Here is a 21,706-nt window from a genome sequence, read left to right on the forward strand (position 1 = left end):
TGTTTCCGGGGTCACACCGTGCTGCCTGAGTCAATGGAAACAGTAGCTGTGAACTCTGTCAACACCTTCTCTGTGCTGCCATCACGTTGCTTCTCTATGATTGACTTCTCGCGGTTCACACCCCAGGTCATGAGGAGGAGACGGTGCCCACCAGCCCCCAGGTCACCGCTGCCGAGATCGCCCGCATCGCGGGTGTCGGGCGCGCCGCCGTGAGCAACTGGCGTCGGCGCTTCGACGACTTCCCGCGACCCGTGGGCGGCAGCGACGCGAGCCCCACGTTCGCGCTGGCCGACGTGGAGGGCTGGTTGCGTGCCCAGGGCAAGATCGCCGAGGTCGCGCCCGAGGAGCGGCTGTGGCGCCTGATCGCGGCCGACGGCGACGTGGCCGAGCGGCTCGCCGACATCGGCGAATACCTGCTCGCGGGTGCACCCGCGCCGGTCGGCCCGCACGCCGATCGACTCCGCGCCGCCGGCGACCTCGCCGCGACCCGGGGCGCGCCCGCCGTGTTCGCCGACCTGTACGCCCGCTTCGCCGAGTCGCCCGCCGGCCCCGGCGGCGCCACCCCCGCGGCCACCGTCGCGCTGATCGCCGAACTCGCGGGCGCCGGGCGGGAGAAGCCGGTCACCGTACTCGATCCCGCGACCACCCACGGCGACCTGCTGCTCGGCTTCGTCCGCTCGGCGCGCACACTGCGCGGGCAGACCGAGGCACCGGCCCTGGCCCGGTTGATCCGGGTCCGCCTGGCGCTGCATCCGGACGCCGCACCGGACACCGACGTCGCCATCGCCGAGGGCGACGGACTGCGCACCGACGCGTGGCCCGGCGCCCGCTTCGACGCCGTCGTGGGCAACCCGCCGTTCAACGACCGCAACTGGGGGCACGACGAACTGGCCTACGACCAGCGCTGGGAGTACGGCCTGCCGCCGCGCACCGAATCCGAGCTGGCCTGGGTGCAACACGCGCTCGGGCACACCGAGGCGGGCGGGCGAGTGGTGCTGCTGATGCCGCCGGCGGTGGCGGCCCGCGGCTCGGGGCGTCGGATCCGGGCCGAACTGCTGCGCCGGGGCGCGCTGCGCGCGGTGTTCGGCCTGCCCGCCGGCGCCGCGCCGCCGTTCGGGGTGGCGCTGCACCTGTGGATCCTGGAGCGGCCCTCGGGCGAGCACATGCCCTCACATGTGCTGTTCGCCGAGCTCGACGATCTGGCGGACCCCGTCGCGGCGGACACCGCGCTGCGTGCCTGGCGCGACTTCCGCGCCGATCCGGCGGGCCTGACCGAGATCCCGGGCCGACACCGCGCCGTACCGCTGATCGAACTCCTCGACGACAACGTCGACCTGACCCCGGCGCACAACCTGCCCGCGCAGACCGACGTGAACGTGGCCGAGCGGGTACAGGACACCCGCGCCCGGCTGCTCGCCCTGCTGGCCCGGCTGCCGCACCTGGTGCCCGCCGTGCCGGCCGCCGAGGAGGGCGCCGGGACGTGGCGCTCGGTCGCGCTCGCCGACCTGGCCCGAACCGGCGCGGTCACCCTGTACCGCAGCGCGTCGCGGGCCGGGCGGGTCGGCCACGAGACGCCCCCCGGCCCGACCGTGCCGATGCTCACCACCACCGACCTGGCCGCCGCCGTGCCGCCCAGCGCGCGCCTGTCCGCGGCCGAGGCGGACGAGGCGCAGCACCCCCGAATCCACGCCGGCGACGTGATCGTGCCGACCCTGCTCGGCGGCGACGAGCACGGCTGGGCGAGCGCGGTCCGGGTCGCCGGGACAGCCGAGCAGGGCGCGGTCCTCGGGCCCAACCTGCACCTGCTGCGCCCCGACCCGGCCGCGCTGGACCCGTGGTTCCTGGCCGGATTCCTGACCGACCCCGCACACGCGCGGCGGGCCGGCTACGGCTCCAGCATCGTGCGCGTCGACGTGCGGCGGATCGAGATCCCGCTGCTGCCGCCGGACCGGCAGCGCGCGTACGGCGAGACCTTCCGCGCGCTGCGCACGTTCGTCACCGACCTGCGCGGCGCCGCCGCGCTCGGCGAGGACCTGGGCCGGGGCCTGCTGGAGGGCCTGACCGCGGGCCTGCTGCGACCGCCGGGGTAGCCGCGACGGCGGGCTCTCAGCGCCCCTCCAAGGCCCGCAGCACGCGCCGGGAGCGGTCGGCGGGCGCGGCGGCGCGGAGCGGGCCCGACGGGGTCAGCCCGGCCGCCGCGGCGCTCCAGTCGGGGCCGGTGTAGCAGCGCACCAGGGCCTCGGCGGCGGTGCGGTGCACGTCGCCCATCGAGTACAGCTCCTCGCCCGGGACGATGCGATGCCGCCGCCGCCCGGCCGCCCGCGCCTCCTGCTCCGGCCACCGCGCGTGCACCACCACGCGCGGCTCGTCGACCGGCTCCGGCGCGGCCAGCGTGGAGAAGGACAGCGTGTACGGCAGCAGCGGGCCGACCAGATCGCACAGGCCCCACAACACCGCCTCGGGGTCCGGCACGCCGTCCGCCTCGGACAGCGCGAAGGTCTCGTCGGGCCGGGCGAGCACCGCCGCGACCACGTCCGTCAGCACGTCGGCGTGTTTGCCGGCGCGGGCCCGCAGGCGGGGCGCGCAGCGGGCCAGTTCGGCGTCGAGCACCTTCGGGTCGATCCGCGGCGAGGGCCGACCGGTGGGCTGGAGGGCGGCCGGGTCCCCCGAGGCGGCGAGGGCGAGCGCGTGCCGGGGCCCGGCGAGCGAGACCGCGGCGGGGCCGGGGCGGGCCGGGGCCATCAGCACCAGCGCCCGGCCGGGGGTGCGCCGGATCAGCGTGGGCCGACCGCCGAGCAGGCCGAACCGGACCGCGGGCCGGCCCGCCGTGCGCCCTCCGCCCGGTTCGGGGTCGATCATCGGCGCCAGCACCGGGTGCCACCGGCGCAGGTCGGCGTCGGCCAGGGACGAGGCGAGCACGCCGGCCGGTCCCGATCCGGGCAGGTCGTACAGGATCCGGTCCAGCATCGGCGCCCGCGCCGACCGATACGGCTCGCGCGTGTAGGGCCGGGTGGGCGCGGGCGCGGGCATCGGCCGGGTCGGCTCGGCGGGCGACGGCCGATCCGGTCCGGTGCGGTGGGCCCCGCCCGGGCGCGGCCGCTCGGGCGTGGGCGCGCGCACCGCCTCGGGCTCCGGCGCGGGGCGCGGGGCGCGCGGCCGGGGCGCGTCCACGGCGGGCCGGATCCGCCGCTCGTGCTCGTGCAGCAGGTCCAGCACCGGCCGGGGCAACCACGCGGCGGCCTCGTACGGGCGCCGGCGGCCGGTCAGCAGCTCGGCGAAGTCGGCCACCACCCGCTCCGGCGTCGGCCGCCGATCGGCCCGGCGGCGCAGGCACGACTCGATCAGCGGCAGCAGCTCCGGGGGCAGCCCGCTCAGGTCCGGGTCGCGGTTGCGCACGGCGCTCATCACCCGCATCGCGCTGCCCTGGTACGGCGCGTGCCCGGTGCCCGCGAACAGCAGCGTGGCGCCCATCGCGTACACGTCGGAGCGGACCGTGCCGGATTCGCCCTCGACCTGCTCGGGGGCCATGTAGGCGATCGTGCCGACCAGGTTGACGGTGTCCTGGTCCTGGGCGAGGGCGAGCCCGAAGTCGATCACCTTCGGCCCGTCCAGGGTGACCAGGATGTTGCCCGGGGCCAGGTCACGGTGCACCAGGCCCGCCCCGTGGATCGCGCCCAGCGCCTCGGCCACTCCGGCGGCCAGCCAGCGCACCGCGTCCGGCGGCAGTGGGCCGCACTCGTCGACCACCTCGCGCAGCGACGGCGCCGGCACGTACGCGGTGGCCAGCCAGGGCCGCGCGGCCGCCGGGTCGGCGGCCACCACCGCGGCCGTGAACACCCCGCTCACCAGCCGCGCCGCCTGCACCTCGCGGGCGAACCGCCGCCGGAAGTCCTCGTCGTGGTCCAACTCGGCCAGGATCGTCTTGATCGCCACCAGCCGACCCGCCGGGGACAGCCCCAAAAAGACCCGGGCCATGCCGCCGCGGCCGAGCCGGGACAACACCCGGTAGGGCCCGATCCGGCGCGGATCGTAGGCGTCCAGGGGCGCCGGCCCCCGTCGTCCGTCGTCGGTCACGCAACGTCCCCCCGGCTGCCCGATCGTGTGCCCCTCATCATGACGCCGCATGGGTGACGCCCGAAGCGGGAAGCCGAAACACAGGGCACCGTCGCGACCCGAGCCGGCGGTGACCAAGGGCGTTGCGACCCGGCACCCTGGGTCAGGTGACGCGGCTCACGGTTTGTCGCCCAGGTGGGAGGTGGCTGCGAGGCCGCCTCGTGCGCCTGCTATTCGTACTGATGCACACATGTCACAAAGACCGGAACCGCACGGACACGATCCGGGTGGCTGCCGGAGCCTGAGCCGAGAAGTAGGGGACCCCCATGAGCGAGGACTCGGTAGTACTGCGCCACCAAGGAAACGAGCACACCTTCCCGCTGATCGAGGGCACCATCGGCGACACCGCCATGGACATCTCGACGCTGCGCGCCAAGACGGGGCTGGTGACCTACGACGGAGGGTTCGTCAACACCGCCGCGTGTAAATCGGCGATCACCTTCATCGACGGCGAGGAGGGCATCCTCCGCTACCGCGGCTACCCGATCGAGCAGATCGCGGAGCAGGGGACCTTCCTGGAGACGGCGTATCTGCTGATCTACGGCGAGTTGCCGTCGGTGAGCGCGCTGGACAACTTCCGCGACGAGATAACCCAGCACACGCTGCTGCACGAGGACGTCAAGCGGTTCTACGACGGCTTCCCGCGCGACGCGCACCCGATGGCGATGTTGTCGTCCGTGGTGTCCGCGCTGTCGACGTTCTACCAGGACAGCCACAACCCGTTCGACGAGGAGCAGGTCCGGCTCTCGGCGATACGGCTGCTGGCCAAGCTGCCGACGATCGCGGCCTACGCGTTCAAGAAGTCGGTCGGCCAGCCGATGCTCTACCCGGACAACTCGCTCGGCTACGTCGAGAACTTCCTGCGGATGACCTTCGCCGTCCCGGCCGAGTCCTACAAGGCGGACCCGGTCGTGGTGGACGCGCTGGACAAGCTGCTCATCCTGCACGGCGACCACGAGCAGAACTGCTCGACCTCGACGGTGCGCCTCGTCGGCTCCAGCCAGGCGAACATGTTCGCGTCCATCTCGGCCGGGATCAACGCACTGTGGGGCCCGCTGCACGGCGGCGCCAACCAGCAGGTCCTCGAGATGCTGGAGCAGATCAAGAACGACGGCGGCGACATCGACGCCTTCGTGAACAAGGTGAAGAACAAGGAGGACGGCGTCCGCCTGATGGGCTTCGGCCACCGGGTGTACAAGAGCCGCGACCCGCGCGCCACGATCATCAAGAAGGCCGCCGACGACGTCCTGTCCCGGATGGGCAAGAAGGACGAACTGCTCGACCTCGCGATGCAGTTGGAAGAGCGCGCGCTGGCCGACGACTACTTCGTCGAGCGCAAGCTCTACCCGAACGTGGACTTCTACACCGGGCTGATCTACCGGGCGATGGGCTTCCCCACCGAGATGTTCACGGTGCTGTTCGCGATCGGCCGGCTGCCGGGCTGGATCGCGCACTGGCAGGAGATGATCGCCGACCCGAAGGCCAAGATCGGCCGTCCGCGCCAGGTGTACACGGGCGTCGCGCTGCGCGACTACACCCCCATCGGTGCCCGCTGACCCGGATCGAACACCCGACGACGATCCCGGAGTCGAAGGTCGCGAACCGCGGTTCGCGAGCAACGGCTCCGGGATCGTTGCGTGTCGGGGGTGTCGGGGCGGGCGCGTGCGCCCGCCCCGCGCTCAGCCGTTGGTCCCGACCGACGGGCCCTTGCCGGTGACCGCGTCCAGGACGTACAGGTGGCGGTCGGCGCTGCCCACGAAGAGCAGGCCGTCGGCCACGATCGGGGAGGTCACCCGACCGCCGGTGGTGAACCGCCAGCGGGGCTCGCCGCCCATGCCGACCGCGAGCACCGAGCCGTTGCTGCTGCCCGCATACACCATGTCCTCGGCGACCACGGGCGAGGTCACCCAGCCCTCGGCGCCGTAACGCCACACGCAGCGCGTGGTGTTGACGTCGACCGCGTACAGGCCGCCGTCGCCGCTGCCGAAGAAGGACAGGTTGCCCGAGGTGGCCGGTTGGGCGACCGGGCCGCCCGCGCCGAACCAGCCGCGCATCGCGCCGTCGCCGGCGTTGAGCAGGTACAGGTACTGGTCGGTGCTGCCGACGTGCACGATCCCGTTGGCCACCGTCGGCGAGGACACCCAACCGCCGGTGGGGAAGCGCCAGCGGCACCAGCCGGTGGCCGCGTCCAGCGCGTAGACGCAGCGGTCGCTGGAGCCGAAGTAGACCGTGCCGTCCACGACGGTGGGCGAGGTGGCCCAGCCGCCGGTGGGGAACCGCCAGCGACAGCGCCCGGTGGCCGCGTCCACGGCGTAGAGCGCGTTGTCGCTGGACCCGAAGTAGACGGTGCCGTCGGCGACCACGGGGGCGGCCACGACCTCGCCGCCGGTGGGGAAGCTCCAGCGCCACTGTCGCGAGGTCAGCTCCAGGGCGTAGACGTGGTTGTCCTGGCTGCTGAGGTACATCAGCTCGCCGTCCACGGCCGGCGGGTGCGACCAGCCCGAGGAGTCGAACCGCCACTCGCGCGTGGCCAGATGCAGGGTGTGCAGCCCGTTGTCGTTGCTGTGCACGTGTACGCGGGCGGTCCGCCCGGAACCCGCGCGCACCGGCGGGGTCAGGATCTCGCCGGTAGCGGCGAACCGCCACACCGGCGCGGCCTCCATGCCGCCGGTGGGGGTGCGCGGCGGCGTGGGGTGCTGGCGGGGCACGTCGGGACCGCTCTCCGGCCACGTGACCGGAGAGTTGGGTATGGGGGCGGGCGGCCGGGCCACCCGCTCGGTGGGCAGCGCCGGCGAGGGGGAGGACGTGGACACCGGTCGTCCCGAGACCGGTCGCGAGCCGCCCGGCGGGCCACCCGTCGGCGAGTTCGTCGGCGGGGCCGGCGGCCGGGGCGGCGGCTTGCGGGTCGGGTTCGTCGGCGGGCGCTGCGGCGGTGGCGGCCGGTGGGTCTCCGGGCGCGGCGCCGGACGCGGTTCCTGGCGGACCTGGTTGGGCAGTTTGCCCATGTTGTTCGGGTCCGGGCGCACGTTCTCCGGCAGTTCGGGCCGCTGCTCGCCGTCGGGCTCGACGAGTTCGCGGACCGGCGGCGTGCGCGGGCCCATCGTCGGCCGGTACTGGCTCTCGAACCGCTGCACCATCGCCGACGCGTTGTCGGGCAGTTGGCTGTCCGCGTCGCTGTCGTCCAGGAGCGGGGCGAGCTGGTTGAGCAACTGGGTCGGGCTCGGCCGGTGTTCGGCGGCGCGCTGCATGCACAGGCTGACCAGGCCGGTCAGCTCGGTCGGCAACCCCTCCAGGTCCGGCGAGCCGGTGACCAGGCGCAGCAGCGCCTCGGCGGGCTTGCGGTCGGGGTAGGGCGAGTGCCCGGTGGCCGCGTACACCAGCGTGGCGCCGAGCGAGAACATGTCGCTGGCGGGGGTGATGTCGCGCACGCCCTGCGCCTGTTCGGGCGACATGTACGCCGGGGTGCCCACGGCGACGCCGGTCATGGTGAGCGAGCCGAAGTCGGCGGCGCGCGAGATGCCGAAGTCGATCACCTTGGGGCCGTCGCTGGCGACCAGCACGTTGGACGGCTTCAGGTCGCGGTGCACCAGGCCGGCGGCGTGTACGGACTCCAGCGCCTCGGCGATGCCGGCGGCCATCCAGCGCACCGCGCGCGGCGGCAGCGGGCCGCAGGCGCGGACCAGCGACTCCAGCGAGGGCGCGGGTACGTACGCGGTGGCCAGCCACGGCACCGCGGCGTCGGGATCGGCGTTGACCACGGCGGCGGTGAACACGCCGCTGACCCGGCGGGCCGCGGCCACCTCCTGGGCGAAGCGCGCGCGAAAGCCCGGGTCGCCGCCCAGCTCCGAGCGGATGGTCTTGATCGCGACCAGTCGCCCGAAGGGCGAACGCCCCAGATAGATACGGCCCATGCCGCCGGCACCGAGTCGGCCGAGCACCGCATAGGGGCCGATCCGTTCCGGATCCCCCTTGGCCGGTGGCTCACCCGGCCATCCGTGTTCCGTCACAATCCCCCCGAAGTCGCTCCACCGCCCATCATCCCCGCCGAGCGGCTGTTTCGACAGGAACAGGCGGGAGGAGTGCCACGGCGCCGGTCGTCCCGTCGTCGCGATAGAGGTGCCCCGGGGCGGAGCACCCGCTGCCTGTCGCAGGGTACCCGCCTGCTCGCTCTGCCGCCCACGCCGCGTCCCGCTTGGACCGAAACACGGGGGAATCCCCCAGGCGTCGATCACGAAGAGTGGCCGCCGAAGCGGAAATTACTCCACTGATCGGTGTTTTTCGGACGTGTCGCACCTTCGGACCGCGAACACCCGGGCCGGTTCGCGGGAACCGGTCCGGGTGTCGAGGTGTCGACGGGCGAGCGGAGGACCGCCCGGCGACGACGGCCGATGCCGTTCTAGTGCAGACCGCCGGTGGTCTCGGCGGGCAGCTCCGACTTGTCCACCCGCAGCACCGCGACCGCGATCACCGCGGCGACGGCGAGCAGGATGCCGGCGGTCGTGAAGCCCGCCGTGTAGCCCTCGGTGAGGGCGACCTTGATCGCGTGCAGGTCCGGGGCCTTGCCGCCGAGCTTGGCCACCTCGTCCCGCAGCTTGTCGTCCTTGGCGCTGGAGTAGATCGTGGTCAGCACCGCGATCGCCACGGCGCCGCCCACCTGCTGGGTGACGTTGAGCATCGCCGAGCCGATGCCCGCGTCCTCCGGGGCGATGCCGGCCACCGCGGTGGCCATGATCGCGACGAAGATCAGGCCCATGCCCAGACCGAAGATGATCATCGCGGGCAGCAGGCCGGTGACGTAGCTCGAGTCGACGTCGAGCATCGCGTAGTAGAACAGGCCGACCGCGGCCAGCACCGGACCCACGGTCAGCAGCACCCGCGGGCCGATCTTCGGCAACATCACGCTGGTGAACTGGGCCGAGACCATCACGCCCGCGCACAGCGGGAGATAGGCGAGACCGGACTTGATCGGCGAGTAGCCCGCGACGAGCTGCATGTAGAGGGTGATGAAGAAGAACGAACCCATCATGCCGCCGGCGGCGAGCGCCATCACCACGTAGCTGGCGGAGCGGTTGCGGTTGCGGAAGAGCCGCATCGGCATGAGCGGTCGCTCGACCTTGAGTTCGATCACGATGAAGGCGGCGATCAGCACCGCGGACAGGGTCAGCGAGCCGATGGTCAGCCCGTCGCCCCAACTCTTGTCCGCGGCCCGGATCACGCCGTAGACCAGCGCGGTCACACCGAGCGTGGAGGTGAGCGCGCCGGGGATGTCCAACCGGCCGCGCCAGATGGCCTTCTCGCCGGTCTTCGCGTCGTCCGGGATGGCCAGCGGGAGCGCGGCCACCAGGGCTATGCCGATCGGCACGTTGACGAACATGACCCAGCGCCAGGACAGGTACTCCACGAGCAGGCCGCCCATGAGCAGGCCGACCGCCGAACCCATGCCCGACACCGCGGCGTAGACGCCGAACGCCTTGTTGCGTTCCGGCCCTTCCTCGAAGGTGGTGGTCACCAACGACAGGACCGCGGGGGCCACCATCGCGCCGCCCACGCCCTGGAGGGCGCGCGAGGCGAGCAGCATGGCCTCGTTGCCGGCGAACCCGCCGAGCAGGCTCGCGACCGTGAACACGATCAGGCCGAGCGCCAGGAGCCGGCGTCGGCCGAAGAGGTCACCGAGTCGACCACCGAGCAGCAGCAGGCCGCCGAAGGTCAGCATGTAGGCGTTCATCACCCAGGAGAGCGATGTTTCGCTGATGTCGAGCGCCTTGCCCATGTCGGGAAGGGCGATGTTCACGATGGTCGCGTCGAGCACGATCATCAACTGAGCCCCTGCGAGCAGGGCCAGGGCCAGTCCGCGACGCGCGTGCGGCGCCTCGGCGGACGGGGATCCGGTCGAACCGGCCACCTCGGGAGGTGCCGTCGTCATGGATTGCCTCGCATTGCTAGTGGACGTGAGCGTTCTCTACGTGAATCTAGAGGTTATGCCTTAGAGAACGCAAACGTTTTCTGTAGCATGGCAGTCGGAGGTGACAGTGAGCACAGGAGTACGCGCCGGTCACGTCGAGACAGCCCTGCTGGTCTCCGACTACCGACAGCGCCCCCGCAAGCGCGGCGTCACGCTGGAGCGGGCGATCACCGAGGCCGTGGTCGCCGAGCTGGGCGAACGCGGCTACGCCGGGGTCACCTTCGAGGGCGTCGCGACAAGGGCCGGGACCGGCAAGTCGGCGCTGTACCGGCGCTGGCCGGACAAGGTGGGCATGGTCGCCGACGCGCTCTCCGCCACGCTGCCCGACCCGGAATCCCTGTCCTTCCCGGGCACCTTGCGCGGCGACCTGATCGTCTACCTGGAGGCCATCGCGCGCGGCATGCTCGGCCCGCTGGGCCTGGGCACGCGGATGTTGTGCAGCGAATTGAGCCGGCACCACGAGTTCGCCGAGATGTGGGAGCAGCGGGTGGTCGGCCCATGGACGGCGCTGCTGACCGACGTGATCGCCGACGCCATCGCCCGCGGCGAGGCCCGCCAGGGTGCCCTGGCCCCGGAATGTGTGCTGGCCGGACCCACGTTCCTGTGCCAGCGCTTCACCGTCTCGGGCGTGCCGATGACCGGCGCCGAGATCGAGTCCCTGGTGGACAACGCGCTGATCCCGATGCTGGCCTTCCACGACTGAGGGCGGGCTCGCTCCGACGCACGGCGGGAGCGGGGAAGGCGTGGCCTAGTCCCAGGGCAGGTCGGCCAGGGCCGCGGCGGCGTCGTCGCGCAGGACCGTGCCCTCGATCAGGCCGTACGGCCGGTCCGTGACCTGGTACACCTCCCCCGGGTTGGTTTGGCCGAACGGGCTCAGGTCCACCTCGACGTGATGGCGGTTGGGCAGCGTCAGGCGTACCTCGGCCAGGTGCTCCTGCTCCGCCAGGACCGCCTCGCCCATCGTGTAAAGGGTGTGCTGGAGCGAGAGGCTGTGCATCTCGGCGAAGGTGCGCAGCAGGGTGTCCCGGGCGGCGCGGAACGAGGCGTCCCAGTCGGCCGGTGCGTCGCGGTCGCGGCGATGGCGCCAACGCGCCCGCACGGTGGTGGCCAGGATCCGGTCCCGGGTCGGCGCGAGCGTCGTGTAACGGTCCGTCGGGAAGCCGTGGAACTCGGATCCGGTGGACTTGAGCACGGCCACGTCCGCCAGGCCGGAGCAGACCTCGACGCCCTCCGGCCCGTGCACGACCCCGGCGCAGCGCACCCCCGCCGCCCGGGTCCACGCGTGCGGGTGCGGACCGTGCGTGCCGGCGATCCGGACCCAGGGGTATTCGAGCAGGCGCACCCGCGCGGTGTCGATCGAGGCGTGCGCGTCGACGAAGTGTCCTGCCAGGCGCAGGCCGAACTCCTCGATCGAGGGCAGCGGTCGGTCCTGGGCGAAGGCGTACACCACGGCGCGCATCGTGTCCGTGGGCACCACCCGGGCGTTGTCGCCGCGCAGATGGGTGTCGGCGAGGTCGCCGGACAGGGACACCGAGACGTCGAGGTCGCACAGTTCGTGATCGGTCGCGGTGGCCCGGGTCACCCGGGCCAGGCGCACCTCCGCCTTGCCATATCGATTCGGCCCCAGAACGATCGCCATCGGTCCGACTCCCTCGTCATATCGGGGTGTGGTTGCCGCGAAGCCAGTGTGCCCACACGGCCCGGCAGAACCTCGTAATCCGGACATGTCCCGGTGTTCCGGCGCCCGTCCGGAGTCGGTAACAGGAGATCGACGGGGCGGTCCGGGTCCTCGGTGACACCCCGACCCGAGGGGTAGGCTGCGGCGAAGTCCGCGGGGAGGCGAGACCGACAGGGCCGTCGGCGTGCCCTGGGGCCACTCCCTGCCTTGGCACAGAACGTACGTACGTGGAGGGGGCGGCAGTCATGGATCCGCTGAAGCCGGGCGATCCCGGGGTTGTCGGGCGGTACCGACTGTCGGCCCGACTCGGTCGGGCCGGCCTGGGGACCGTGTTCCTCGGTCGAGCGCCCGGTGGTGAGCAGGTCGCGGTCAAACTGGTGCGGTCGGACCTGGCGGCCGACAAGAAGTTCCTCGAACGGTTCCGTACGGACATGGCGACCGCGCGCGAGGTCGGCGGCACGCATGTCGCCCACGTTCTGGACGCCGACGCCGACGGCACGCCCCCGTGGCTGGTGGTCGAGCATGTCGCGGGGCCGTCCCTGGAGGCGGCCGTCGAGGCGCACGGGGCGTTTCCGGAGCGGACGTTGCGGGTGTTGGGCGCCGGGTTGGCCGAGGGCCTGGCGGCCGTGCACGAGGCGGGTCTGACGCACCGTGACCTGAAGCCGGCGAACGTCCTGCTGGCCGCCGACGGGCCCCGGGTCGCGGACTACGCGCTGGCCCGGGCACTGGGTGCGGCCGGGCTGAACCGGACCGGCGTGGTGGAGATACCGGTGCTGCCGGCGCCGGAGCAGGTCACCGGCGGGTCCATCGGTCCGGCGATCGACGTGTTCGCCCTGGGCGGTGTGCTCTGCCATGCGGCGGGCGTGGCGCCGTTCGGTACGGGGTCGGCCGCCGAACTGGCCCAGCGGGTGGTCCGGGAGACGCCGGACCTGACCGAACTCCCGGACTGGCTGCGCGAGATCGTCGCCGAATGCCTGAAGAAGCGGCCCACCGCGCGACCCACCGCGGCCGACCTGGTGGCCCGCTTCGCGGCGGCCGACCCGGCGACGGACTGGCTGCCGAAGGCGACGGCGGCCCTGCTGGCGACCCACGCGGCGGAGGCGGCAGCGGCCTCGGCCAAGCGGGTGGAGATACCGGACGCCGACGAGGCGGACACGGTGGAACCGGGCGACGCGGACGGCTTGGACGCGGACGGCTCGGACGGCTCGGACCCGGCGGAGGAGCCGGAGACGGCCGAGGTCGCGGCTTTGGCCGCGCTCGCGACACCTGCGGCAGCGCCGGCCACCGGGGCCAAGGCGAGCAAAAAGACCAAACCGCGCACCGGCGCAGCGGCGGCTCGGAAGACGGACGACGAGGCGGATCGGCCCGATGCGGCGGCCGACGACACCGAGGCGAAGCCCGCTCGAACGGCGGCCAAGGCCACGAAGCCGAAGCCGGGCGGCCCGGCGGCCGACGACAATGACGACGCGGACGACGCAACGCCCGTCGCCACCCCGGCGGCACGAGGCAACAAGGTCGGCAAGGCCGGGCCCGCCACCGATGTGCCTTCCGACACGGAAGCCCCCGAGGAAGACGCAACCCCGGTTGCCACCCCGGCGGCGCGAAGCGCCAAGGCCAAGCCCAACAGGCCCACCAGCGAAGCAAGTTCGGACTCGAACGACGCCGAGGACGACGCCACACCCGTTGCCACACCGGCAGCGCGAAGCGCCAAGGCCAAGCCCAATACGCCCGCCACCGAAGCAAGTTCGGACACGGACGACGCCGAGGACGACGCGACCACCCCCGTGGCCGTGCCTGCCGCCCGCGACGACAAGCCGAAGGGCAAGGCCGGAGCGAAGGACGCGCCGCCCGCGGACGACGACGTGACCACTCCCGTGGCGGTGCCCGCCGTCCGTATCGGCAAGGACGAGGACGACGCGCCGGCCGCCGATCCCGCGCCCCCCGCGCCCGAGTCGGGCAAGCCGAAGGGGGGCTACGACGGCGGCGAGCCGGTCAAGGTGCCGGTCGTCCGGCGCGGCAACAACGCCGAGACGGTCAAGGTCCCGCGCAAGCCCGACGGCCCCGCACCGGCGGGGGCCGGCGCCGAGACGGTCAAGGTGGAGCATCCGGCCGCGAGCCCGGTCGGCGCCACCACGGTGTTGCCCGCCCCCGCGCCACCGGTCGCCGCACCGCCGCTCCCGACCGCGACCCCCGCGGCCGCCGCGACGGCGGCCCCGCAACCGGGCTCCGGCCTGCCCTTCCCACTCGGCCTGACCGAGCAGCGCCCCACTCCCGAGCAGCGTCCGGCCAATCCGCTGCTCTGGCACGCGGTAATCGCACTGCTCGGCGTGACCGCCGTCGGAATAGGGCTGTTCCGGCTCACCGACTCCGCGTGGCGCGACGCCCAGAACACGATCCTGGGCATGGTGCTCCCCGGCATCTCCGTACTGGCCGGCCTCGCCGGCCTGGGCACGCTGGTCCTCGCCGTCATCGACGCCCGCAAGCCCACCTCCCAGGGCGCACCCCCACTCGGCGCCGCTCCCCACCACCACCCCACCGAGGCGGACTCACCCCGCTAGCGCGTGTCTTCGAACCCCCGTCGGGCTCCGCGGCGTTCGGTGCCGTGCATCGGCGTGCCGGAGAAGCAAGTGCATAGTGGTTCTATTCGCCTGTTTCTCCGGGGCGGCGAGGTGCGGTGCCGGGCGTCGTGGAGCTCGGCGGGGGTTTGAAGACACGCGCTAGGGCCCATCACGCGGCACCCGGTCCGCCGGTCGTCCACCCGACGACCGGCGGACCCGGTTCCGGGCTCAGTACGAGCCGCGAGGATCGCCGGAGCCCCTGCCGCGGCCAGCCGTACCTCGGCCGTCCCGGGCCACGAGCAGCAGTTCGCGGACCCGCAGGCCGACGATCGTGGTGTCCACCACGCGTCCGGGGCCACCGGCCGGGAAGGCGAGTTCGTGGACGCCGACGGAGATGGGAGTCGACCCGGAAGTCTTCATGGGTCAGGTGTACCGCTCCACCCGCCATGCTCGAACATTCGGTCGACCATCGTGGGCAACTCCCTCACCGTCCCCGTCCGTTCAGGCGCGGGCCGCGCCCGTGGGCCACACCACGTGGACCTGCTTGCCGGCCGCGCGGGCCCGGGTCACCGCTTCGGCGGTGCTGCCCCGGTTGTCGTCCGGCCGGCCGTCCCAGACGGCGAAGAGCACGTCGGCCGCCGCAATCAGGTTCTCGTTGGCCGCCGCGTAGGCATCCCGCGAGGCGTGGGGGTACGGCATCACCCGAACCTCGTCGGCCTCCGCCAACAGGTGGTCGAAGGTCGTGCGATAGGCCGCGCCGACCCTGGACTCGCCGTAGTCGGCAGACGGCAGCAACACCACCAGCCGGCCGCCCAGGTCGAGCACGACCCGGGCGAAGATCGCGTCCGCACCGGCCGCCAGGCAGCTGTAGCCGACCAGTTCCTCCGCCGCGACACCGGCGAACAGATCGCGGAGCGCACGGTCGACCAACGGCGCCGTTCCCGCCGCGAGGTTGATGTGCCCGGTGATGCCATAGCTGGTCACACGCGCTCCAAAGTCAATCGATCACACCGAGGGAACCCCCCATTATTTGGGTAGCCGGTCCCGATTTCCGGCGGATCCGATCGATAATCGGACCGCACCGGCACTCGGGAACACCGGCCCACGGGGAGTGGCATGCACTGGGGAGCCCGCCGCACGGCGACCGCGGCAGCCGCCGTCGCCCTGGCCGCCACGCTGGCCGCCTGTACCGGCTCGTCGGGCGCGCCGCCGGCGGAGGTCCGTACCGCCGCCGAACCGATCGTCTCGGGAGCACATCCGGCCGGCCCCGACGACTACCCGAAACCGTCCACCGCCGCGCCGTGCGACCCGCGCCGGAGCCTCACCCCGCCCGACCCGCTGCCCGCCGGCGGTCGCATGCCGGCCGGGTCCACGATGGAGACCGTCCAGCGGCGCGGCTACCTGATCGTCGGGGTGGACCAGAACACCCGCTACTTCGCCGAGTTGGATCGGCGCAGCGGCCGAATCCAGGGCTTCGACATCGAGATGGCCAAGTCCCTCGCGCAGGCGATCTTCGGCGGCCCCGACGACCCCGCGCGCATCCGGTACAAGGTGATCACCCAGGCCCAGCGGCCCGAGGTGCTCCGGTCCGGGGTGGTCGACGTGGTGATCGACACGATGACCATCACGTGCGAGCGCAAGCACGAGGTGGCGTTCAGCAGCGACTACTACACCGACGGCCAGCGGGTGCTGGTCCGCAGCGACTCCGATGTGCATTCGCTCGCCGATCTGCGCGGCAGGCGGGTGTGTACGGTGCGGGCGACCACCTCGATCGTGTTCCTGCGCGACGATCCGGCGGGCGTGCTGCCCTACGCGGTGGAGAACTGGACGGACTGCCTGGTCGCGTTGCAGCAGGGCGAGGTGGACGCGATCTCGACGACCTCCGCGCTGCTGCACGGACTTCGTGCGCAGGACGCGGACACCGTCGTGGTCGGGCCGGCGTTCAGCGACGAACCGCACGGCATGGCCTTCCCGTTGGCGCACGAGGACTTCGTACGCTTCGCCAACGGGCTGCTGGAGCGGATGAAGCGTGACGGGTCGTGGCAGCGGTTGTACGACACCTGGCTGGCCGTGCCGCTGGGCCCGCAGTCGCCGCCGCCCGCGTCCTACGCGAACTGATCGCGCCGCACCCGGATCCGCGGTGTCCTACTCGTCGACGAGCGTCGGCCGCAGGGCGTCGAGTACGGCGGGATCCTCGATCGTGGACGGCGGTTCGGGTCGTTTGCCGTCGGCGATGTCGCGCATCGTGCGGCGCAGGATCTTGCCGGACCGGGTCTTGGGCAGCGCGGGGACCACGTCCACCCGACGCAGCGCGGCCACCGCGCCGATGGTGTCCCGCACCCGGCGAACCAACTCATCGGCCACCTCGGCCGGTTCCCGGTCCACGCCGGCCTTGAGCACGACCAGGCCGCGCGGCACCTGGCCCTTGAGCTCGTCGGCCACCCCGATCACCGCGCACTCCGCCACGTCCGGATGGCCCGCCAGGACCTCCTCCATCGAGCCGGTGGACAGCCGGTGTCCGGCCACGTTGATCACGTCGTCGGTGCGGCCCATCACGTAGACGTAGCCGTCGGCGTCCTTGCGTCCGCCGTCGCCGGTGAGGTAGTGGCCGGGGAAGGCGGTCAGGTAGGAGGCGACATAACGCGCGTCGTCGCCCCACAGGCCGGTCAACGTGCCCGGCGGCATGGGCAGTTTGAGCACCACGGATCCGTCCGTGCCGGGCGGCACCTCGACGCCGTCCGGGTCCAGGATCCGCACGTCGTAGCCGGGTACCGGCAGGGTCGGCGAGCCGGGCCGGGTCGGTTGCGGCTCCAGGCCGATCGGGTCGGCCACGATCGGCCATCCGGTCTCGGTCTGCCACCAGTTGTCCACCACGGGCACGCCGAGCAGGTCGCCGGCCCAGCGGTAGGTCTCCGGGTCGAGGCGCTCGCCGGCCAGGAACAGGGCGCGCAGGGCGGACAGATCGTGTCCGGCGAGCAGCTTCCCCTCCGGGTCCGCCTTGCGGATCGCGCGAAACGCGGTCGGCGCGGTGAACAGCATCGTGGTCCGGTGCTCGGCGGCCACCCGCCAGAACGCGCCCGCGTCGGGGGTGCCGACCGGTTTGCCCTCGTACAGCACGGAGGTGCAACCGGTGAGCAGCGGCGCGTAGACGATGTACGAGTGGCCGACCACCCAGCCCACGTCGGAGGCGGTCCAGCTCACCTCGCCCGGCCGCACGCCGTAGATGTTCTCCATCGACCAGCGCAGCGCCACCGCGTGCCCGCCGTTGTCCCGGACGATGCCCTTGGGCGGGCCGGTGGTGCCGGAGGTGTAGAGGATGTAGAGCGGGTCGGTGGCCGCCACCGGCACACACGCGACCGGCTCGGCGCTCGCCATCGCGGTGTCCCAGTCGAGGTCGGTGTCCGTCAACTCGGCGGTGAGCTGTGGGCGTTGCAGGATCACCACGTGGTCCGGGCGGTGTGTGGCCTCGGCCAGGGCGGCGTCCACGAGCGGTTTGTAGGCGATGGTGCGGGTCGGCTCGATGCCGCAGGACGCGGCCACCACCACGGTGGGCCGGGCGTCGTCGATCCGCACCGCCAACTCGTGGGCGGCGAATCCGCCGAACACCACGGAGTGCACCGCGCCGAGCCGGGCGCAGGCGAGCATCGCCACCACCGCCTCGGGCACCATCGGAAGGTAGAGCACGACCCGATCGCCCCTGGCGACCCCGAGGCCGCGCAACACGCCGGCGAACCTCGCGGTCAGGTCGAGGAGTTCGGCGTAGCTCAACCGGCGCCGGGTGTCGGTGACGGGCGAGTCGTACACGATGGCCGCCTGGTCGCCGCGGCCGGCCGCCACGTGCCGGTCCAGGGCGTTGAAGCAGGTGTTCAGCACGCCGTCGGGGAACCAGCGGTACAGCGGCGCGGCGGAGTCGTCCAGGGCCCGGGTGGGCGGGGTGATCCAGTCGATCGCCTCGGCCGCCGCCAACCAGAATCCGTCGGGGTCGTCGAGGCTTCGCCGATACGCCGACGCGTACGCCCCGCCCTGGTCGCGACTCATCCGCGGTTCCTCTCGGTGGTTGCGGCAGGGCGCGGTGTGACGATGCCGCCCCGCCGGCAGGATCCCGACGGAGCGGCACGAAGTCAAGACGCACGAACGGGCGTTCGGACGCGCGCGGGCGGGTCGGGGCGGCCGGTTCGGGTCGCCCGTGCAGGCCGCCGATACGAGCCGGTTCGGGCCGCCCTGTTCAGGCCACCGGGTTCAGCGTGGTGACGATGCTGGACGCAGTCGGCATGGCGTCCCGGCCGCTCTGCTTGCCGGCGTCGATCGCGGCGTCCAAGTCGTAGCCGTTGCGCGCGCCGAGTTCGTTCTCCACCAGTTGGGACAGCAGTTCGTTGGCGGTGCCTTCGAGGGCGGCCACGGCGGGTGCGGTGGCGATCTCGATCACCCGGGCCATCAGCTCTTCCTCGAGTTCCTTGAAGATGCGTTTGACCGCGGTGCGCACGATACCGACCTCGGCAAGGCCGGCGATCGCGGACAGGCCGAAGGTGAAGGTGGCCGCAGCCGCGGCGGCGGCGATCGCATCGGCCAGGATGATCAGTTGGGCGATGGCTCTGCCCTTGGCCACCTCGATCACCACCGCCGCCGCGTCCAGCGCCTTGGCCAACATCCGGGCGCCCTCGGCCAGGTCGTGCAGATGCTCGTTGTTCAGCTTGCCGTAGTGCGCCTCGAACGCCTCGGCGGCCATCCCGCTGGTGCCGGAGAGGATCCACGCCGCGCCGTTCTTGCCGTCGGCCCGCGCCTCGTCGATCTCGTCCGCGAACTCGCGGTAGGCGACCGCCAGTTCCTTGAACTCGTCCTCGTCGAGATTGGGCCAGTCGATCCCGATGACGTCCAGTGCCGTGTCCAGATAGCCCGGTACGGTGATGCCCACAGTCGACCCCCGTCGTCGTCGCCCACGCCCGAGCCGGCGGGGCGCGTCCTGTCGACGCTACGCACCGATTCCGGCCTTGTACATGCTTTTCGGGCCCGGTCGGCCCGTCCCACGCCTGCGCCGAACATGCGAACAACCGTCATCCGGCGGGTCGTTCGAGGCGCAGTCCGATCACCCCCGCGGCCGTGCCCAGCACGATGTGGCCCTCCACCGACACCGCGATCCCGGTCACCGGCAGACCCGGGTTCAGGTCCACCGTCGTGTCGTCGCCCGGTCGGCGCAGTCGGACCGGGCCGTCCGCCCACGCCACCGCGATCAGCAGGCCCTCGGTGGTCTGTTCGCAGGCGAGCGCGGTCACCGGGGCGGCGCGCGCGTCCAGCGCGTCCGGGCCCGGCTCGGCGCCCGGGCTCCACATCCGCACCCGGCCGTCGCGTCCGCCGCTGATCACCAGCGTCGGCGCTCCGGCGGTGCCGGTGCGGACCGCGCCCAGCGCGGTGACCGGGCCGGTGTGCAGCGGCGCGGAGAACACGCCGCGCGGCGGTGGCTCGTCGCCGGCCGGGGCCGATGCCGAGGTCGGCGCCGGGGCGTAGCACCACACCGCGCCCTCGGCGTCGCCGAGCGCGGGCAGCGGGTGTGCGCACAGCACGGTCGGCTCGGCCCCGCAGGTGTTGACCAGGCGCTGGAATCCGGCCTCGAGCGCGCCGCGCGGGCCGTGGTAGGCCGCGTCCAGGACGTCCACGCCGCCCCATCGGTTCAGCGTGGCCACCCGGCCGCCGTAGGTGCTCGCGAGCGCGCGCAGCGGAATCGGCCCGAAGGAGGCGCCGACCCGGCCGACGATGCCGCCGTCGGCGCCGCGCACGGTGCGGATCGTGCCGGTGTCGTCCACGAGGAGCGCCTGTCCCGCCAGCGCCCCGCGGCCGGATGCGGCGGCGAGCACCGGTCCCGGCCACCGGTCGGGCCGCTGTGGGTCGCCCTCGCCCCACCGGGCCCACTCGGCCCGCCAGCCCGGCGCCGCGGCCCGGGCCGCGAGTCGGCGCGCGGCGTCGTCGTCGCGGCCGAGTCGGTGCATCGCGAGCAGGGCCGCCCGCACCCCCGGCGCGGGCTCCGCGACCAGCGTGCCGTACGCGCCGCGAAACGCCGCCTGCGCCGGGTCCGCCCACTGCCCGGTGGCCACCAGTGCGCCGGCCACCACGTGCGGCCGGGCCAGCGCCTGCACGATCGGGTCGACCGCGAGCGCCGCCGCGTCCCCGATCCGCACGCTGTGCTCCAGGATCGCCGACAACCGCTCCTCGCCCGCCTCGTAGAGCCCGGCCAGGTCCACGATGCCCGCGTCCGCGTCCCGCCGCAGTGCCGCGTGCACCCGGGCCGCCCGGCCGGGATCGCGGCATTCCCGGCGCTGCCCCGCCACGAAGTCGGCGAGCGGCCCGGCCGGCAGCGCCCAGGTGTCGCCGCCGTCGAGCAGCGGGGGCAGCGCACGGGTCGCCGCCGCGATCGGCGCATCCGTAGCGGCGCCGCCGGGGCCCGGCACCGGGCCCGGATACAGGGTCGAACAGGCGATCGCCCACTGCCGGGCGGTCAGCGGCAGGTCGAGGCCGTACAGGGCGGCCACGGCCGAGCGCACGTCCTCACCCAGGCCCGCCCACCACGCCCGGTGGATCCGGGCGAACCGCTCCGTCGTGCCGCCCGGGTCGACCGCCGAGACTGCCGAGACTGCCGAGGCGGGCGAACCGGGCGACGCCGAGGCCCCGTCCACCCGCGCGGCGAGCCGGGCCAGGCCAGGGTGCGGGTAGGCGACATCGGCGTCGGGCGGCGCCGTGCCCGGCGCGGCGGCGAGCAGTTCGGCGTACCAGCGGGCGAACCGGCCCGGATGGGTCCACCTGGGTTCGTCCAGATCCAGCGCGGCCGGCCCGGCCACCCGGGTGAACGCGGCCCGGGTCGCGGCGTCCGCGCACTCCACGAGCAGCCGTACGTGCGGCAGGTCGAGCAGCGGGTCGAGCAGGTCGGTGACGATCCGGGCGCCCTCCCCGGGGCGACCCGGCACGCCCGCGTGGTCGAGATCGGCGATCGTGATCACCGTGCGCCGGGGGTCCAGGGCCGCCCAGGCCACGAGGTGGCGGGGGGTCCTGGCCGCGACCCCCAGGTGTCGCGCCAGTTCGACGGTGACCCCGGGCAGCGTCGATCCGCCGGCCGGGACGAACGCGTGCAGTCGGCGTGCGGGCGGCGTGTCCTGCCCGGCAGTGGCCGCGTACAGCCAGGCCAGCAGGTGCGACTTGCCCGCCCCCGGCGAGCCGCCGACCAGACACAACCGGGGCGAGCGCGGATCGTCGAGCCACCCGAGCAGCGCGCGGGCGGCGAGGTGTCGCCCACCCGTCATGTGCGGCAGCCGATGCCCGTCCTGGTCGACCACGGTCTCCGTCCCCCGATTCCCACCGCTCGTACCGCTGTGTGCCGCCCGTACCGTGCCCGGTCGGTGTGGCGCTCCG

General features: G+C 73.3%; 14 protein-coding genes. 5 read left to right on the forward strand and 9 right to left on the reverse strand.

Annotated elements, in window-relative coordinates:
• Nucleotides 1-143: 143 nt before the first annotated feature.
• A complete protein-coding gene (locus tag ACWGR4_RS21485) occupies nt 144-2,090 on the forward strand; it encodes an N-6 DNA methylase (protein ID WP_452132611.1) in 1,947 nt (648 codons plus the stop codon).
• 16 nt (nt 2,091-2,106) lie between these two features.
• On the opposite strand, the gene ACWGR4_RS21490 is transcribed toward ACWGR4_RS21485, so the two are convergent.
• Complete coding sequence (locus tag ACWGR4_RS21490) at nt 2,107-4,074, reverse strand: protein kinase domain-containing protein (protein WP_452132612.1); 1,968 nt, start codon at nt 4,072-4,074, stop codon at nt 2,107-2,109.
• 305 nt (nt 4,075-4,379) lie between these two features.
• Here ACWGR4_RS21490 and ACWGR4_RS21495 point away from each other — a divergent pair, with 305 nt between their 5' ends.
• Nucleotides 4,380-5,669 carry a citrate synthase gene (locus tag ACWGR4_RS21495; protein WP_380008331.1) on the forward strand — a complete coding sequence of 430 codons (1,290 nt, stop codon included), beginning with the start codon at nt 4,380-4,382 and terminating at the stop codon, nt 5,667-5,669.
• Nucleotides 5,670-5,792: 123 nt separating this feature from the next.
• On the opposite strand, the gene ACWGR4_RS21500 is transcribed toward ACWGR4_RS21495, so the two are convergent.
• Together ACWGR4_RS21500 and ACWGR4_RS21505 are read right to left on the reverse strand one after the other, a co-directional pair.
• Nucleotides 5,793-8,120, reverse strand: a complete 2,328-nt coding sequence (locus ACWGR4_RS21500; protein ID WP_452132613.1) for a protein kinase domain-containing protein — start codon at nt 8,118-8,120, stop codon at nt 5,793-5,795.
• 389 nt (nt 8,121-8,509) lie between these two features.
• Complete coding sequence (locus tag ACWGR4_RS21505; protein WP_380008337.1) at nt 8,510-10,036, reverse strand: MFS transporter; 1,527 nt, start codon at nt 10,034-10,036, stop codon at nt 8,510-8,512.
• Nucleotides 10,037-10,142: 106 nt separating this feature from the next.
• Here ACWGR4_RS21505 and ACWGR4_RS21510 point away from each other — a divergent pair, with 106 nt between their 5' ends.
• A complete protein-coding gene (locus tag ACWGR4_RS21510) occupies nt 10,143-10,778 on the forward strand; it encodes a TetR/AcrR family transcriptional regulator (protein ID WP_380008340.1) in 636 nt (211 codons plus the stop codon).
• Nucleotides 10,779-10,823: 45 nt separating this feature from the next.
• Here ACWGR4_RS21510 and pucL read toward each other — a convergent pair whose 3' ends face one another.
• Nucleotides 10,824-11,714, reverse strand: coding sequence for a factor-independent urate hydroxylase (gene pucL, locus ACWGR4_RS21515; protein WP_452132614.1), 891 nt, complete (start codon nt 11,712-11,714; stop codon nt 10,824-10,826).
• A gap of 284 nt (nt 11,715-11,998) precedes the next feature.
• Here pucL and ACWGR4_RS21520 point away from each other — a divergent pair, with 284 nt between their 5' ends.
• Nucleotides 11,999-14,311 carry a protein kinase domain-containing protein gene (locus tag ACWGR4_RS21520; protein ID WP_452132615.1) on the forward strand — a complete coding sequence of 771 codons (2,313 nt, stop codon included), beginning with the start codon at nt 11,999-12,001 and terminating at the stop codon, nt 14,309-14,311.
• A 228-nt stretch (nt 14,312-14,539) separates the two neighbouring features.
• On the opposite strand, the gene ACWGR4_RS21525 is transcribed toward ACWGR4_RS21520, so the two are convergent.
• Complete coding sequence (locus ACWGR4_RS21525; RefSeq protein ID WP_452131387.1) at nt 14,540-14,731, reverse strand: hypothetical protein; 192 nt, start codon at nt 14,729-14,731, stop codon at nt 14,540-14,542.
• Nucleotides 14,732-14,812: 81 nt separating this feature from the next.
• On the reverse strand, nt 14,813-15,295 hold the full coding sequence (locus tag ACWGR4_RS21530) for a hypothetical protein (RefSeq protein ID WP_452131386.1): 483 nt from the start codon (nt 15,293-15,295) through the stop codon (nt 14,813-14,815).
• A 132-nt stretch (nt 15,296-15,427) separates the two neighbouring features.
• On the opposite strand from ACWGR4_RS21530, the gene ACWGR4_RS21535 reads away from it, so the two are divergent.
• Nucleotides 15,428-16,429 (forward strand): glutamate ABC transporter substrate-binding protein, encoded by a 1,002-nt coding sequence (locus ACWGR4_RS21535; RefSeq protein WP_452131385.1) that lies wholly within the window; start codon nt 15,428-15,430, stop codon nt 16,427-16,429.
• Nucleotides 16,430-16,456: 27 nt separating this feature from the next.
• Here the strand turns inward: ACWGR4_RS21535 and ACWGR4_RS21540 are convergent, their stop codons facing one another.
• The 3 genes from ACWGR4_RS21540 to ACWGR4_RS21550 all read right to left on the reverse strand — a co-directional run bounded on the left by ACWGR4_RS21540 (nt 16,457) and on the right by ACWGR4_RS21550 (nt 21,630).
• A complete protein-coding gene (locus ACWGR4_RS21540; protein ID WP_452131384.1) occupies nt 16,457-18,349 on the reverse strand; it encodes a propionyl-CoA synthetase in 1,893 nt (630 codons plus the stop codon).
• 187 nt (nt 18,350-18,536) lie between these two features.
• Nucleotides 18,537-19,223: a WXG100-like domain-containing protein gene (locus ACWGR4_RS21545; RefSeq protein WP_380008360.1), complete on the reverse strand. Its 687-nt coding sequence runs from the start codon at nt 19,221-19,223 to the stop codon at nt 18,537-18,539.
• A gap of 139 nt (nt 19,224-19,362) precedes the next feature.
• Nucleotides 19,363-21,630 carry a hypothetical protein gene (locus ACWGR4_RS21550; protein ID WP_452131383.1) on the reverse strand — a complete coding sequence of 756 codons (2,268 nt, stop codon included), beginning with the start codon at nt 21,628-21,630 and terminating at the stop codon, nt 19,363-19,365.
• Nucleotides 21,631-21,706: the final 76 nt, after the last annotated feature.

It is taken from the genome of Embleya sp. NPDC055664 (assembly GCF_053618075.1).